Annotated in this window: 15 protein-coding genes and 1 pseudogene; 1 reads left to right on the plus strand and 15 read right to left on the minus strand. The window is 51.6% G+C overall.

Annotated elements, in window-relative coordinates; genetic code table 11:
* Nucleotides 1-44 precede the first annotated feature (44 nt).
* From NYE70_RS06965 to NYE70_RS06990, 6 genes are all read right to left on the minus strand, one after another.
* On the minus strand, nt 45-227 hold the full coding sequence (locus NYE70_RS06965) for an IDEAL domain-containing protein (RefSeq protein ID WP_211020858.1): 183 nt from the start codon (nt 225-227) through the stop codon (nt 45-47).
* A 22-nt stretch (nt 228-249) separates the two neighbouring features.
* On the minus strand, nt 250-756 hold the full coding sequence (locus NYE70_RS06970; RefSeq protein WP_211020859.1) for a gamma carbonic anhydrase family protein: 507 nt from the start codon (nt 754-756) through the stop codon (nt 250-252).
* A gap of 95 nt (nt 757-851) precedes the next feature.
* Nucleotides 852-1,940, minus strand: coding sequence for a hypothetical protein (locus NYE70_RS06975; RefSeq protein ID WP_341045503.1), 1,089 nt, complete (start codon nt 1,938-1,940; stop codon nt 852-854).
* 106 nt (nt 1,941-2,046) lie between these two features.
* Nucleotides 2,047-2,646: a histidine phosphatase family protein gene (locus NYE70_RS06980; RefSeq protein ID WP_211020861.1), complete on the minus strand. Its 600-nt coding sequence runs from the start codon at nt 2,644-2,646 to the stop codon at nt 2,047-2,049.
* A gap of 122 nt (nt 2,647-2,768) precedes the next feature.
* The gene (locus tag NYE70_RS06985; RefSeq protein WP_211020862.1) at nt 2,769-3,371 is read right to left on the minus strand and encodes a zf-HC2 domain-containing protein; all 603 of its coding nucleotides are present in this window, start codon (nt 3,369-3,371) and stop codon (nt 2,769-2,771) included.
* The gene (locus NYE70_RS06990) at nt 3,368-3,961 is read right to left on the minus strand and encodes an RNA polymerase sigma factor (RefSeq protein WP_211020863.1); all 594 of its coding nucleotides are present in this window, start codon (nt 3,959-3,961) and stop codon (nt 3,368-3,370) included. Before NYE70_RS06990 ends, NYE70_RS06985 begins: the two co-directional genes overlap by 4 nt.
* Nucleotides 3,962-4,212: 251 nt before the next feature.
* Between NYE70_RS06990 and NYE70_RS06995 the strand changes: the two genes are divergently transcribed.
* Nucleotides 4,213-5,415: a GNAT family N-acetyltransferase gene (locus NYE70_RS06995; RefSeq protein WP_341045506.1), complete on the plus strand. Its 1,203-nt coding sequence runs from the start codon at nt 4,213-4,215 to the stop codon at nt 5,413-5,415.
* 33 nt (nt 5,416-5,448) lie between these two features.
* Here NYE70_RS06995 and NYE70_RS07000 read toward each other — a convergent pair whose 3' ends face one another.
* The 9 genes and pseudogenes from NYE70_RS07000 to trpD all read right to left on the minus strand — a co-directional run bounded on the left by NYE70_RS07000 (nt 5,449) and on the right by trpD (nt 14,612).
* Nucleotides 5,449-6,327, minus strand: coding sequence for an ROK family protein (locus tag NYE70_RS07000; protein WP_341045508.1), 879 nt, complete (start codon nt 6,325-6,327; stop codon nt 5,449-5,451).
* 67 nt (nt 6,328-6,394) lie between these two features.
* Nucleotides 6,395-7,180 (minus strand): SDR family NAD(P)-dependent oxidoreductase, encoded by a 786-nt coding sequence (locus NYE70_RS07005; protein WP_213654988.1) that lies wholly within the window; start codon nt 7,178-7,180, stop codon nt 6,395-6,397.
* Between the two features lie 593 nt (nt 7,181-7,773).
* Nucleotides 7,774-8,868 carry a prephenate dehydrogenase gene (locus NYE70_RS07010; RefSeq protein ID WP_211020869.1) on the minus strand — a complete coding sequence of 365 codons (1,095 nt, stop codon included), beginning with the start codon at nt 8,866-8,868 and terminating at the stop codon, nt 7,774-7,776.
* A 36-nt stretch (nt 8,869-8,904) separates the two neighbouring features.
* A complete protein-coding gene (gene hisC / locus NYE70_RS07015; protein ID WP_213654053.1) occupies nt 8,905-10,002 on the minus strand; it encodes a histidinol-phosphate transaminase in 1,098 nt (365 codons plus the stop codon).
* 49 nt (nt 10,003-10,051) lie between these two features.
* Entirely contained in the window at nt 10,052-10,879 is an 828-nt protein-coding gene (gene trpA, locus NYE70_RS07020; RefSeq protein WP_213654052.1) for a tryptophan synthase subunit alpha, read from the minus strand.
* The gene (gene trpB, locus NYE70_RS07025) at nt 10,876-12,084 is read right to left on the minus strand and encodes a tryptophan synthase subunit beta (RefSeq protein ID WP_244861419.1); all 1,209 of its coding nucleotides are present in this window, start codon (nt 12,082-12,084) and stop codon (nt 10,876-10,878) included. The genes trpA and trpB overlap by 4 nt, the downstream gene beginning before the upstream one ends.
* A gap of 27 nt (nt 12,085-12,111) precedes the next feature.
* Nucleotides 12,112-12,750 (minus strand): annotated as a pseudogene (locus tag NYE70_RS07030) (phosphoribosylanthranilate isomerase); the annotation flags it as partial.
* Nucleotides 12,743-13,582, minus strand: coding sequence for an indole-3-glycerol phosphate synthase TrpC (trpC, locus tag NYE70_RS07035; RefSeq protein ID WP_213654050.1), 840 nt, complete (start codon nt 13,580-13,582; stop codon nt 12,743-12,745). The pseudogene NYE70_RS07030 and the gene trpC, both read right to left, overlap by 8 nt.
* Nucleotides 13,572-14,612 carry an anthranilate phosphoribosyltransferase gene (gene trpD, locus NYE70_RS07040; protein WP_213654049.1) on the minus strand — a complete coding sequence of 347 codons (1,041 nt, stop codon included), beginning with the start codon at nt 14,610-14,612 and terminating at the stop codon, nt 13,572-13,574. Before trpD ends, trpC begins: the two co-directional genes overlap by 11 nt.
* Between the last annotated feature and the right edge of the window lie 9 nt (nt 14,613-14,621).

Raw genomic sequence — 14,621 nt, forward strand, 5'->3', positions numbered from 1 at the left:
GAGACTTTCCCGGCAGCCCAAGAAATGCCTTCGGGCATTTCTTTTTATTTTTCCAATGTCTTCAGTTCATCCGTAAGAAGCCGGAAGGCCAGCTCATCGCCTTTTGCCAGAGCGTTGTCGATCTCGCTGTAAATTTGCTCCGACCGATGTTTGCGTAACGCCTCGTCCCATACCATCTCCGCCGCCAAACTGAGCATTGCTTCATAAGTAACCTTCATCTGATCCATAGGATGCACCTCCAACCTATTGTTAAGAGATCCTATATTCTTTTCCTTTCACCACATAGCTCTCCGCCGTTAATTTCATTCGCAGCAGATCCTCCTCGGTCAGCTCGCGAACGACTCTGGCCGGTGAACCCAAGGAAAGAGTATAGGGTGGAATAATCTTGTTTTCCGTAACTAGAGAACCTGCTCCTACTAAAGCATATTCACCGATCTCGGCGCCGTTTAAGACGATCGCCCCCATACCGATTAATGTGCCTTGGCCTATCGTGCAGCCATGGATGATTGCCCCGTGGCCTACCGAGACATCATCCATAACGATCAACGGTTGATTGGTATTAACATGACCGATTGCCCCGTCTTGAATATTGCTGCGCTTCCCGATGGAAATACCGGCCAAGTCGCCTCGGAGCACGGCATTGTACCAAATCGTAGATTCTGCGCCTATTTTGACGTCGCCAATTATCTTAGCTCCGTCCGCTACAAATACCGAATTATCGAGCAAAGGCTTTTTCCCTTGATATCCCAGCAACATGCCGACCACTCTCCCCTGGTTATGAACTGCTACCTTAATTGGGAGTGATTTTAACAATACCCACGACAGTTGTCAACGGCGTTAAGGTAAACGTGTTAGCCTTTGAGCAGCTTATGTACTGCGGACTTTCCGAATGGAGTCGTCTGCACGTACCTTACCCCCTGGCCGTCTTCTCCGAGCCTTACCATCCCCAAATGAAGCATCATTCTCAAAATGCGTTCCTCGAAAATGGATTCCGGCGAATCATAGAAGAAAGGCTTGATCAGGGACGACATCCTGTCATACAGCGAGGATGCGGTTACCCACTCTCTGGAGCAGCGTTCAATCCAATATGCCAAAGAGAGCAAGTTAGGGATAGGCCCTTTATAAAGTCTTAACCAAAAGTAGACGAACTGCATCATCGGCTCGCGTCTTTCCTCCGCCAAAAATGTCTCTCCCGCCGTCGTCAGGATTAAACGGTCCGTATTTTCCCGGATCCATCCGCAATGACTGGCGTAGTCGTACAATAAGGAAAGCCGGTTCGGGTAATCCTTAAAACGGCGGCCGTATCCGAAACGCCATCCTTTACCGACAAGTGCTTCTGAAATATGGAGATTTTCCAGAATCTGCAGTTGATTCCGGCGATACATCACCCCTTCGTTGTTAAGAGGAATCTCATGCTCCTGCACATAGCGCAGAAACAGGATCAAATCCTCGGAGAGCAGTTCGGGCTCTTCCCGGTACATCGCCGGCTCTCCGTTTGCGGTCATGAGTTCGGATCTGAACCGGTTCTCCAGGGCTTCACGGAAACGCCGCTTCAAATCTTCGGGTACCTCGAACAAATAACGTGTGTTGTGGGTCATCCCCTGGAATAACCATCCCCGCTGCCTGAATCTGGCGATGACATCTCTCGGGCTTTCCCGTTCTCTGGCATCTTCCGTAAAACGTGACTGCTGGGCACAGGCGATCAATTCTTCCAAACTGAATTGGCGGCGTCCGTCAAAGATCAACCCATTCAGGAACCGCAAATCTTCCAAACTCATTCCCTCTACATGGTGTTCTATAAATTCCCTTCGCCCGATCGTCTGTAGAATGGATTGAATCAATTCGTGCTTGGAATTCCCGTTGCATTCGCATTGGTAATGGTTTGCTATTCTGCTGAGCTGTCCGATGTCGGCAAATGTAAGCATATCCGCCAGATTCATATCCTAACCGCCTCGCCGTTTTACTACCATTATGGGAATTTTTTCGGCATTTATTCGGCAGCATAAAAAAAAGCAACCCGGACGATTGCCGGATTGCTTGAATATTTTACTTCGATTCTTCTATGATCTCTTCCAAATGACGGGTGCAGTTATATAATCGCAGCGCCCATTCCATCTCTGATTTCTCCAGGACGGTAAGCGATAGATTGCCAATCCGCTGGGTACACTGATCTTGATATAATGCCGTAAACAACTGGGCAAGTAGTCCTCCATGGGTCACGACCAATACATTACTGTCCCCGTATTTCCCTTCCAGATCCTGAAGGAAAGCAAGCGCCCGGGCCCGGATTCCTTCTTCTTTTTCCTGTCCGAGCTCAAGCAGGTTCCAATCCTTACCCCACTTCGCCTCTCTCTCCAGAGCCGTCAAGCCTTCAACCTGACCAAAAGCTCTTTCTTTAATCCGTGAATCGGGTTCAAGGAGAGGGATGTCCAGTTTATCGGCAATAATTTTTCCTGTCTCTTCCGCGCGCATCAAACCGCTCGTAATGACATAATTCCAATGATACTCCTTTTCATCAAGCAGACGTGAAGCCAAAAGCCGTGCTTGTCTCCGGCCTTCTTCATTTAGCGGAATGTCGCTTTGGCCCTGAATTCTTCCGGCCGCATTCCAATCGGTCAACCCATGACGTACCAATCCCACCAACATGATTTCCCCTCCTAATCCTGATGAAGAATTCTCGTGAAGTTCATTATAACATGTAATAAAACAAAAAACGCTTCTCACCGCGGCGTTGCGGAGGAAGCGTTCACTGCTAGTTACGGAAGCCATTATCTTCTCGAACGGCGAATCCCATTCCAGGAAACGAAAGCCAAGGCCATCCCTGCCGCCGATAAAAGCATCCAGTATTGCGGATATGCAGGCCCCAATTGAACGACGAACGGCTCCACGATTCCACGCGATACACTCGGTAACGCAAACAAGAAATCATTCGAAATCTCGGTATCGGCAGCAGCCACCGCGGCGGGTACGATTCCGGTCGTCGGCTTGCTGGCTTCATTACTGCCCTTTAGAGAACCCCCAATAGCGAACAACAGCGTACTGCAAAGGAAAACGGCCAGGAAAACACCCGCCCATATCGAGACACGCCGGCGCAGACGTTTGGAATGACCCTTGTCCCGAATATCCGGGGCAAGCCACGGGGATTCCGCATAAATGCGATCCATTACTTTGCGATTCACGGCTTCGGCCTGCTCTTCGCTGATTTCAATCGGCAAAGCTTGAACAGCTTCCAGGCTTTCCATCCAGATGTGATATTCAGCCGCGCAGGATTCGCAGCCCAAAAGATGCCATTCCAGCATTTTGCGCTGTGGATGACGATCCGGAAGATCCGGCATCAATCCGAACAGTTCTTGGGCCTCTCTACAATTCATCTGCTTTTCATCCCCTCGTAATGCTCGTAAATCGGTTCATAAAAGTAGGGTTCAAGCTGACTTTTAACGCTACTCCGCGCACGGAACAACAGAGATTTCACTGCGCTGACGCTTTGTCCTAAAATGCTGGCGATTTCCTGATAATCCAACTGGTCGTATTCGCGTAAAATAAGAGCCGACCTTTGTTTTTCAGGCAGATTGTTAATCGCTTCCCGTACTTTGCCAACCTTTTCGCTCCGCAAAACGGCTTGCTCAGGAATGGCCTCGCCGGGTGCTACCGGCACGAAACCGCTCTCTTCCAACGGTACATTGGCACTGCGCTGCTTACGCAGCTCACTGAGTACGGTATTTCTTGCGATGGTGTACAGCCAGGTGGAGAAAGAAGCGTCTACTTCGCGAAATGAATCCAAACTGCGGAATGCTTTATAGAACGTTTCCGAGCATATATCTTCTGCGAGCAACTCCAGATGAGCGCTCTTCAACATGTGATATACAAAGGCCAATATCTTGCGCTGGTACCTTCGCATCAGCTCCGAGTACAGCTCCGTATTGCCTTCCTTGATCTCACGAATCATTTGGGAATCCGTCATCTGAGTGCGATCCTCCTCGCCCATCCATGCGCTTCTTCCCGTTCGATTCTTCTTTCATTATTACCGAACAGGATTCAAAAAGTTGCGGTTGATATGTAACAAAATTTAATTATTAGTTTAAAAAGGTTAAAATATGACTATAACAGCAGGTTTCCAACAATCAATCCATATTATAGCATGAAACTAGGGATTAAAAAAATAAAAGGGCTCTCTTTTTTAAAATTAAGGAAAAAAACTAAAGGGAATGATGAATGATGGAAATCAGAATAGTTAGGGAAAATGAACTAAACGAGGCTGCGGCTTTAGCGAATAAAGTATTCCGCAGCGGGATGCAAGGGGATATGGGGGCTTTCTTCCCCACCCTGTTTCGGACGGGGGTAAGCCATTCGTACGGAGCTTTTGACCCGGCTGGAAACCTGGTATCCTTTATGGGCTTGGTTCCTGTTCAAATTAAGTCGGGGACGGGCCGGATCCTTGCATTCTCGGTGGGGGCCGTTTGTACGGACCCTCAATCCCGAGGCTTGGGACTTGCCAGTGAACTGCTGAATCATTGCCGGGAGCACGCTGAGCGCTCAGGCGCTTCGCTGCTGTTCATTTCGGGAGAGCGCTCGCTTTATACCCGAGCAGGCAGCTTGGCCTTCGGTAAAGCCAGCAAGTTTGTGATCAAATCAAATTCAGACAAGCCGCTCGAGGTTGCGGGAGAAACAGGATCAGGATCAGCAACAGCGACCGTCCGCGACATGATACCGGAAGATATATTTAATGTACATAATCTGCTACAGCAGCGGCCTGCAACGATTGAATGGAGTCTCCAGGAATTACAGCAATTTATAGGCTCAGCCCCGTACGCAGGTGTTAGCGGACTCCGGCAGCACATCCGGGTCGTAGAGTCCCTGACCGGTCAGATCATAGCTATGGGGGTATTTGCGGTTCCGATGGATCCGGAAGTTCCGGAGGTTGAAATTCCTGTTACCGGGGCACCTCCGACAGCCGATGCGGACGTCCTTCGCAACGGCCATCTGCTGGAGTGGGGCGGTAACCCGGAGGCCATGCCATTGCTGATCTCCGATGCGGTTTCCCGTTTCCGGTTGGATGAGCTTACGGCCATTTTACCCTGGCATGATGCCGTTTTGTCGGAAGTGCTTCAACAAGCATTCCAGATTCGTCCCGACAATCAGAACAACGCTGGAACCGTGATGATCGTCGATGCAGCCGCTTTGATCACCCAGGCTGGATTCTCGGAAGACGGCCAGCCGAACAAGCCGGTCATTTCCGTCCTGACGGACAGCCAATTCGAACTCCGTATAGGGGATCACACTATCCCGATCAACGGGAACTCCGAGTTATGCTCGGTGCTGTTCGACCCGGAAAGTCCGGTTCTTAAGCCAACAGGTCTGAGCGAAAATCCAACTACCGTTCAGCTCCCTTATATGTATGGACTATATTTTATATAGTCCAGGTGTCACATTTCAGTGATGACCTGCCGATTAGGTGCGCTTCAATGCCTGGAGTCCCAGAACAAGCGCACCTTTCAGGCCGGCTTCATTTCCCAGCCCCGGCGGAACAATGTACCGGTCAATGTCGGCGCCCAGCTCAGCAGCGCTGACATAACCTTGCAGGTTCTTTTGCACCTCCGAGCGAATCAGCGGGAAAAGGTGACTCTGTCCCATCACTCCTCCTCCCAAAATCACCTTTTTAGGAGATAAGGTTAGAATGGTGGTCGTAACGGCCTGGCCAATATAATAGGCTTCAAGCGACCACGCAGGGTGTGAATCCGGAAGCTCACTGCCGGGTATTCCCCATCTCAGCTCCAGCGTTGGTCCTGCGGCCATACCTTCCAGACAATCACCGTGATAAGGGCAGCCGCCTTGAAACGTATCCTCGGGATGACGTTTTACCGGAATATGTCCGCCTTCCGGGTGTACCAATCCGTGAATTCCTCGGCCTTCCGCCACGATGCCCAAACCGATCCCGGTTCCGATCGTGTAATATACACAGCTGTCCAAACCTTTTGCCGCGCCCCATGTCGCTTCACCCAGCGCTGCCGCGTTTACGTCCGTATCCCAGCCATAAGGCACCGGGAATTTGTCTTTCATGGTCCCCAAGAAATCGAAATTTCCCCACCCTGGCTTCGGCGTCGTCGTAATATGTCCGTAATGAGGGCTGTTAGGATCTATATTGATGGGACCAAAACTGCCGATCCCGATCGCGCTAACCGGTTTATCCGAAAAATAGCCGATGATATGCGCCAAAGTTTCTTCGGGCTGAGTGGTCGGAAAGCTGACCCGGTCCAGAATCTCCCCCTGTTCGTTCCCGATACCACATACCATTTTTGTACCGCCTGCTTCAATGGCGCCAATATTCATAACTGTTCCTCCAGCCTTATAGATGTACTGTTCCGTTAAGATGTTCCGCTCGATTTACTTATATTGCTTATAATACTGTGGATTTCCCGCCATCAATATTGACCGAAGTCCCTGTAATATAAGATGCCGCTCCCGAAGACAGGAAAACGATGACATTCGCAGCCTCCTGCGCTTCACCGATCCGGCCTAACGGGATATCATGGCGCGGATCCCGGGCAAACTCTTCCCATTCCAGTTCTGGTGCGGCCGATTTCCATTTTCGTTCGATTTGATCGCTGCGAATTAAGCCGATGCACACCGCGTTGACCCGTATGCCGTCCCCTGCAAGATCCTTGCTCATCGCCTTGGTCAAAGCCAGGCCGGCCGCCCGGCTTACTGATGTAGGCATGGACGAGGCCCCAGGAGTTTTGCCTCCGATCGCTGTGACATTCACGATCGCTCCTCCATTTTCCGCCTTTCGCAAAAACGGTAAAGCCGCACGCGAGAAATGAATCGCGCCGAACAGCTTTAAATCCAGATCCGCTGTCCAGGCATCATGCTCCACCTCCGGAAATGGGCGTGCTGCCGACGTACCGGCATTGTTTATGAGAATATCCAGGCCGCCAAGCCGCTCCGCCGCCTCTTGAACAGCCCGCTCGGCTTCTTCACGGACGGACACGTCTGCGGAAATCCATATTGGGGCGTTGCCCGTCTTTTCCTGAATCAACTTCGCGGCTTCCCTCAGATTGTCTTCATTACGTGCCACAATAGCCACTTGCGCCCCCTCGGATGCCAGCGTAGTCGCCGTCGCTAGTCCGATTCCCTTGCTGCCTCCGGTAATAATCGCCTTTTTATGCTGCAGTCCCAAATCCATAGTATCAACCTCCAGCTCAAAAATTCGTCTTCCGTCTATTGTAAATCATTCTACACTGACATTCTAATTTCACAGCAATAGATTCGCCTTCTGATTAGATTTTTCCGATAGAAATGATCCGTAACGCCTCGCTCCATCGGTTTGTTTGGATTTGTTCCAATAAAAGTGACCCTATACGCTTCGATCTGGCGTTTTGATTGGATATTTCCAATGAATATGATCCTATTCGCTCCGGTCTTGCGGTTTCATTGGATATTTCCAATGAACCATCAAGCAACAGCTCCTATACAGCCCTTTTGATCTATTCATATTGGAAATTTCCAATTAAACTCCAAACATCCATACAAAACCTCTTATCTCATTGGATATATCCAATAAGTTGTTCAACAGTCGCATTACAAATAGCTTCAGAAGACAAAAAAAAACCGCTTCGTAAGAAGCGGTCTTTGCTCAGTACCGAGCAAAAGATATTGGATAGGAGTGGAGAGAAACCATACTGTACTTTTATTATATGTATACGTTTTCATTCTGTCAACACTTTTTTATAAGCGTTTACATTTTGCGGAATACAGGGCTTTTACAGCCCTGCACAACTATACATATACGGAATATCCTAAGGAATCCAAATGCTCTTTAGCCCGCTCCATATCAGCTTCCTGACGGAACGAAAGACGCATTACACCGGGAACGTCCTCCCGGCTTTCAATGATTTGCATATTGCTCAAGTTGATGTGGCGAACACCGAGCTCTGTGGCGATCTGTCCGATGATCCCCGGCGTATCCGGTACATCGATATACAGATCGAACAAGGAAGTGATCGCACCTTTTCTCCGTTCAGGCAGCTCGCCGCGGAACAGGTTGGCTTTTTCAAATGCTTGCCTGATTCCCTCGCCGTCTTGTCCCTCCAGAAGTCCGATAAAACTGCCGATCTCATCATTCCAATCCCTAAGCAGAGACAATAGCACGTCTCTATTGCTGAGCAGGATATCCCTCCAGATCAGCGGGTCGCTTGATGCGATACGCGTGATGTCGCGGAATCCGCCTGCAGCCAGCGTACGATACAAACCGTTGGTACCGTTGTAATCGCACACCTGGTTGACCAGCGCCACCGCAATGATATGCGGCAAATGGCTGATTGCACCGACGATTTGGTCGTGCATCACCGGATCGACCCGGACGATTTGGGCTCTCGTGTATGCGAGCAGTTGCTCCAAACGCGAATAAGCCTCTTCCGGTACGTCGGGTGACGGTGTCAGCACATAATAGGCGTTCTCAAACAGCAATGTGGATGCCGCATCCACGCCCGAACGCTCCGACCCCGCCATCGGGTGGCCCCCGATGAAATGAATATCCGGTTTGGATAGTCTGCGGGCGCATTCCGCGACCGAAGCTTTCGTGCTGCCAACATCCGTGATTATGCAGCCCGGTTTTAGCGGAAGCGAGTAAAGCTTCTCCAGATATTCTTCCAGATTCCCGACCGGCACGCACAAAAAAATAAAGTCGGCGTCCGCCGCTGCCTCTTCCATGGAAAGAGTGGCGGCATCCACGACCCCGCGCTCAATCATCCGGTTCAAGGAGCCCGGACGGTGGCTGTGCCCGATCACCGTGATCCCCGGCTTGCCTTTAAGGCAAAGCGCCAGGGATCCGCCGATCAGTCCTACTCCGAAAACAGCTACTTTAATTGTCATATTGTTCACTCGATTTCTGTTTAGTAAAATGGCAAATTAGACGCGTGCCCCTTGCCCGGACAGCACTTGCTCCAGAGCAGCGATAAACTTGGCGTTTTGTTCCGCAGAACCCACCGTAACACGGATATGATTCGGATACTTTCCGAATCCCGACCGAACGATGATGCCCAGCTTGAGCAGGGACTGGAACATCTCTACGGCCGGAGATTTGACATCGACCATAATGAAATTGCCGTGTGCCGGAAAATAGGACAGCTGCATCCGGTCAAATTGTTTATACAAATATTCGATGCCCTCACGGTTTTTCTCCCGGCATTCGGATACAAATGCATGATCGGTTACCGACGCCTTGGCGGCAGCCTGGCCGATCCGCGACGTATTGAACGGCTCGCGCACCTGATTGATCAGCTTGATAACGTTCGGTTGACCAACCCCGTATCCGATCCGTAAGGAAGCCAAACCGTAAATTTTCGAAAAAGTCCGCAGAACAATCAGATTAGGGTATTGGGACAGCAGCTTGATGCCGTTCGAATAATCCGGATCCGTAACATACTCCGCGTAAGCTTCATCCAGAACGACCAGCACATTGGCCGGCACCTGATCCAGAAAAGAAATCAATTCGGCATTCGAAACAATCGTTCCCGTAGGGTTGTTCGGATTGCAGATCCAGACCGCCTTTGTCTTCTCCCCGATCTCTCCCAGCATCGCCTGGAGATCATGCGTTCCATTCTGAAGCGGCACCTCGATGCTGACAGCACCTTCGATATCGGCATTGCTTTTGTATACCGAGAATGTCGAATCCGCCATGATGGTTTCATCCCCCGGCAAAAAGAACGCACGAGTAATCAACGCGATAATTTCATCGGAGCCGCAGCCGAAAATAATCTGATCCCGGTTCACGCCATGATGACCCGCCAATACTTCGGTCAATTCAGCGGCGCTGCCGTCCGGATAAAGGCTGAGATTGCTGAGTTCAGTTTCTATCGCCGCACGGGCTTTAGGAGAGCAGCCGTAAGGGTTCTCGTTGGAGGCTAACTTAATAACTTCTTCGAGTCCAAGCTCGCGCTTGACCTCTTCGATCGGTTTCCCCGGCTGGTAGACCGGCAAATTGACGATTTGGGGTTTGGGCAACATGTGTATTTCCTCCCTCATTCCAAGTAACCGGGCAAATAGCCCGGTTTGGTTAATTTTTTATCTTTAATTGTGCCACAAAGTCACGAATTTGCAACAACCCTTGTTCCTTCGTTGCTTCGTTTTCCAGCAATGGCAGGCTTTCTTCGATCTTGCGTACAATCGCGCTGCCGACGACAACACCGTCGCAAATTTTCGCGAACCGTTCCGCCTGTTCTCTATTCGAGATTCCGAAACCGACGGCCACAGGCAATTCAGTCTGCGCTCTCACCGATTGAATAAACTCATCCACATTCTGGTGAAAAGCGCTCCGCTCCCCGGTTACCCCCAAGGAGGAGACGCAATAGACGAATCCTCTGGCACGGGAAAGGATCATCGAAATTCTGCTGCTTGACGTAGGCGCTACCAGCGGAACGAGCAGGATATTAGCCTGGTCGGCCAGTCTCAAAACCTCTTCCGACTCTTCGAACGGAAGATCCGGGATAATGAGACCGCTGATGCCCGCTTCCTGCAGCAGACCGAAGAACCGGTCCAATCCGGTTTGCAATACCGGATTGTAGTAAGTGAACAATACGAACGGCATGTTCACGCCGCGTTCTCTGGCTTTTCGAGCCGTATCGATGCACGACTCAATGGTAATCTGGCGTACCAGCGCCCGCTCCGAGGCCCGCTGGATGACCGGGCCATCAGCTAAAGGATCAGAGTAAGGAACGCCGAGTTCCAGAACATCCGCTCCGGCGCGCTCCAGCTCTACGATAATATCGACGGTTGTTTCCGGATCAGGATCTCCGACAGAAATAAACGGGATCAGGGCGGTTTCACCCTTGGCCTTCAGGTCGGAAAATGTCTTCTCCATCAAGTTCACAGCAGCTCCGTTCATAGCTCAGCGCCCCCTTCGGTATAAGCCATAATCGACTCCACGTCTTTATCGCCGCGTCCGGACAAGCAAATGACGATCAGCTCATCCCTTCCCATCTCCGGTGCGAGCTTGACGGCCTGAGCAACGGCATGCGCAGATTCCAGCGCAGGTATAATGCCTTCCTGACGGCTGAGCAGCTGCAAAGCATCCAGCGCCTCCCGGTCTGTAATCGGATAATACCGGGCCCGCTCTATGTCTTTCAAATAAGAGTGCTCCGGTCCGATTCCGGGGTAGTCCAGACCCGCCGAAATCGAATGAGCCGGCTGAACCTGCCCGTGGGCATCCTGAAGCAAATAGCTCATGGAGCCTTGGAATACGCCTTTGGTTCCCTTGGTCATCGTCGCGGCGTGATATTCCGTTTCCACGCCTCTACCGGCGGCTTCCACACCGACCAAACGAACGTCGGTATCCTCCACGAACGGATAAAACATGCCGATCGCGTTGCTGCCTCCCCCGACCGCGGCAATCAGCATATCCGGCAGACGACCTTCCGCCTCCAGGATTTGCCGGCGAGTCTCGTCGCCGATAATCCGCTGGAAATTGCGGACCATCATCGGATAAGGATGAGGTCCGGTCGCCGAGCCAAGAATGTAGAACGTGTCGTGCACATTGCTCACCCAGTAGCGAAGCGCCTCGTTACAAGCATCCTTTAACGTACGGGTTCCCGATAGCACAGGAACGACCTCGGCGCCCAGCAGCTTCATACGGAATACATTGAGTTGCTGGCGTTTCGTATCCTCTTCGCCCATGAACACTTTGCATTCCAGTCCGAGCAAAGCCGCCACAGTCGCCGTAGCCACGCCATGCTGGCCAGCTCCCGTCTCGGCAATCACCTTGCGTTTGCCCATCCGCTTGGCCAGAATCCCTTGACCGATCGCATTATTGATTTTATGAGCCCCGGTGTGATTCAAATCTTCGCGTTTGAGATATATTTTCGCGCCGCCCAGATGTTCAGTCAGACGCTCCGCGTAATACAACGGGGTCTCACGTCCGGAATATTGCTTCAGCAAATAATCGATTTCCGCCTGAAATTCGGGATCATCTTGAAATTTACGGTACGATTCCTCAAGCTCGATCAAAGCGTTCATTAGCGTTTCCGGCACATAACGTCCTCCGAAAGGTCCAAAACGGCCATGTTCGTCGGGTACCTGTTTATTCAGCGTCATGTTCCCCTTCACCCTCTCCACAAATGCTGTTATCTTAGTCAGATCTTTGATTCCGTCAGTTTCTACGCCGCTGGACACGTCTACGCCGTCAGGAGACATGACATCAAGCAGTTCACCCACATTGCCCGGATGCAGTCCGCCTGCGGCCAAAAAAGGGATTCCCCGCTCTTTGGCCCACAATCGGTAAGGCTCGGCCTGTTCCCAGGCAAAAGCTACTCCCGAACCTCCTCCGTAATGAGGATCATATGTGTCGAGCAGCAGCCCGTCGATGACACCTTCATAGTCTTCAACGGGCTGTCCCCCATGCAGCGTTCCGTCCGGCTTCACCGAGAGAACCTTGAATGCTTTAACTCCGAGTTGTTCCCTGACTTCCCGGCAAAACTCCGGACTTTCCGTGCCGTGCAGCTGTACGATGTCCAGTGGTGTCAAAGACAGAATCGCCTCAAGCTCTTCCATGGAAGGATTCACGAACACGCCGACGCTTTCCGGGATTTTGCCGCTTTGCCAAGTCCCCAGCACGGCAGCCAGTTCGGCAGCCTGATTCCCGCTGACCTGGCGCTTGCTTCTGGCAAAAACGAATCCGATGTAATCAATCGGCAAGTTTATCATAGATTTTAGCACTTCAACGCTTTGAAGTCCACAAATTTTTACGCTTGGTTTACCCATTCCGAGACAAACTCCCTTCGGGACCCCGAGTCCCTGAACCGTTCGTTATCGGCCCCAGCAACTCGTAAATCCCCTCTTCCACCCGCTCTTTACGCATAAACGTTTCTCCGATAAGTACGCCTTTCGCTTTTGCTTGTATCAGATATTCAATATCTTCCCTGGATTGTATCCCGCTCTCACTGATCAGAGTTACGTCAGACGGAACCAGTTCCGCAAGAGAAGATGTTGTCTCGAGCGAAGTCTCGAACGTCCGCAGATTCCGATTGTTAATCCCGATCAACTTGGCGGTGCCAAGACCGAGCGCACGCTCCAACTCCTCGCGGTCATGGACTTCCAAGAGAACATCCAGCCCGATCGCCATTGCGGTCTGTATATAACTTTGCAACTGGGCATCGGATAAAATTGCCGCAATAAGCAGTACCGCATCCGCACCCATCATCCGCGCCTCATATACTTGTCGCTCGTCAATGATGAAGTCTTTGCGGAGCAATGGGACATCGACGGCTTCGCGAATCGAGGACAAATACGCCGGACTTCCCTGGAAGTAGAGTTCATCCGTCAGCACCGAGATGCAATCCGTGCCGGCCTCGGCATAGCTTTCGGCAATCCGAACCGGATGAAAATCCGGTCGGATCAGACCTTTGGAAGGCGAGGCTTTCTTCACCTCGGCAATCAAGCCTAACTCGCGCTTGCGTCCTTCCGTCAACGCGCGGTAAAATCCGCGCGTCGGCTCCATGGCTGAAATTCTCCGCTCCACCTCGGCGAGATTGAAGCTCGAAGCCAAGCGTGCGACCTCTTGTTTTTTCGTCTCTACAATCCGATCAAGATACATAGCTCAGTTCCCCCGTTGTTTGAATAAGCTGTTCCAATTTACTGTACGCCTTGCCGGAATCAATCGATTCCGCAGCGATAACGACCCCTTCGCGAATACTGTCCGCAAGCCCCGATACATAGATGCAGGCACCTGCATTAGCAAGCACTACATCGCGGTATGCCCCCTGCTCTCCTTGAAGCACCCGCCGGATAATGTTGGCATTCGTCCCCGGGTCTCCGCCCATCATCTCCGTTAGGTGATACGTTCTGAGTCCCAGCTGTTCCGGCGTCAGCTCATAGGTCACAACTTCCCCGTTCTTCAGCTCCGACACCCGGGTGGACGACGAGATGCTGATCTCATCAAGTCCTTCCGCGCTTGTGACGACTAACGCCCGTTTGGAGCCTAACTCGCGCAACACTCTAGCGATCGTTTCCGTCTTGTTCCTGTCATAAATACCCAGTACTTGACGATCCGCTCCGGCCGGGTTCGTAAGCGGCCCCAGCATGTTGAACACCGTTCTTACTCCGAGTTCTTTGCGGGGGGCAGCCGCATGACGCATCGAGGGATGATAAAGCTGAGCAAACAGGAAACAGATACCGATGTCATCCAGACAACGTTTAGCCTGCTCGGCACTCAACTGGATGTTCACGCCCAGCGATTCAAGCACATCGGCGCTACCCGCGCGTCCGGATGCCGATCGGTTCCCGTGCTTTGCCACCCGAACGGAAACCGAGGCGGCCACGATGGCCGATGTCGTCGATATATTGAACTTGTGAATGCCAGAGCCTCCCGTTCCGCAAGTATCCAGAAGCTGCCGGGTTTCCGTGTTCAAGCGGCTGGCATGCATCCGCATGGCCTCCGCGAAACCTGTAATTTCCTCCACGGTTTCCCCCTTGATCCGCAGCGCGGTCAGTAATCCGCCGATCTGCGCGGGCGTCGATTCCCCGTTCATGATCGCTTCCATAATACCGCGCGCCTCCTGCCGGTTCAAACTTTGCCCTTCAATCAGCCGACCCAACCCGTTTTGTACCGTTTCCTGTCCGTTCATCGTCCTTCT

This window comes from Paenibacillus sp. FSL R5-0407, assembly GCF_038009185.1.
GTDB classification, from domain to species: Bacteria; Bacillota; Bacilli; order Paenibacillales; family Paenibacillaceae; genus Fontibacillus; species Fontibacillus vini.

Coding starts and splice junctions, on each gene's coding strand:
- NYE70_RS06965 (WP_211020858.1), bottom strand. CDS start 227: ATGGATCAGATGAAGGTTACTTATGAAGCAATGCTCAGTTTGGCGGCG.
- NYE70_RS06970 (WP_211020859.1), bottom strand. CDS start 756: ATGTTGCTGGGATATCAAGGGAAAAAGCCTTTGCTCGATAATTCGGTA.
- NYE70_RS06975 (WP_341045503.1), bottom strand. CDS start 1,940: ATGAATCTGGCGGATATGCTTACATTTGCCGACATCGGACAGCTCAGC.
- NYE70_RS06980 (WP_211020861.1), bottom strand. CDS start 2,646: ATGTTGGTGGGATTGGTACGTCATGGGTTGACCGATTGGAATGCGGCC.
- NYE70_RS06985 (WP_211020862.1), bottom strand. CDS start 3,371: ATGAATTGTAGAGAGGCCCAAGAACTGTTCGGATTGATGCCGGATCTT.
- NYE70_RS06990 (WP_211020863.1), bottom strand. CDS start 3,961: ATGACGGATTCCCAAATGATTCGTGAGATCAAGGAAGGCAATACGGAG.
- NYE70_RS06995 (WP_341045506.1), top strand. CDS start 4,213: ATGATGGAAATCAGAATAGTTAGGGAAAATGAACTAAACGAGGCTGCG.
- NYE70_RS07000 (WP_341045508.1), bottom strand. CDS start 6,327: ATGAATATTGGCGCCATTGAAGCAGGCGGTACAAAAATGGTATGTGGT.
- NYE70_RS07005 (WP_213654988.1), bottom strand. CDS start 7,180: ATGGATTTGGGACTGCAGCATAAAAAGGCGATTATTACCGGAGGCAGC.
- NYE70_RS07010 (WP_211020869.1), bottom strand. CDS start 8,868: ATGACAATTAAAGTAGCTGTTTTCGGAGTAGGACTGATCGGCGGATCC.
- hisC (WP_213654053.1), bottom strand. CDS start 10,002: ATGTTGCCCAAACCCCAAATCGTCAATTTGCCGGTCTACCAGCCGGGG.
- trpA (WP_213654052.1), bottom strand. CDS start 10,879: ATGAACGGAGCTGCTGTGAACTTGATGGAGAAGACATTTTCCGACCTG.
- trpB (WP_244861419.1), bottom strand. CDS start 12,084: ATGACGCTGAATAAACAGGTACCCGACGAACATGGCCGTTTTGGACCT.
- trpC (WP_213654050.1), bottom strand. CDS start 13,582: ATGTATCTTGATCGGATTGTAGAGACGAAAAAACAAGAGGTCGCACGC.
- trpD (WP_213654049.1), bottom strand. CDS start 14,612: ATGAACGGACAGGAAACGGTACAAAACGGGTTGGGTCGGCTGATTGAA.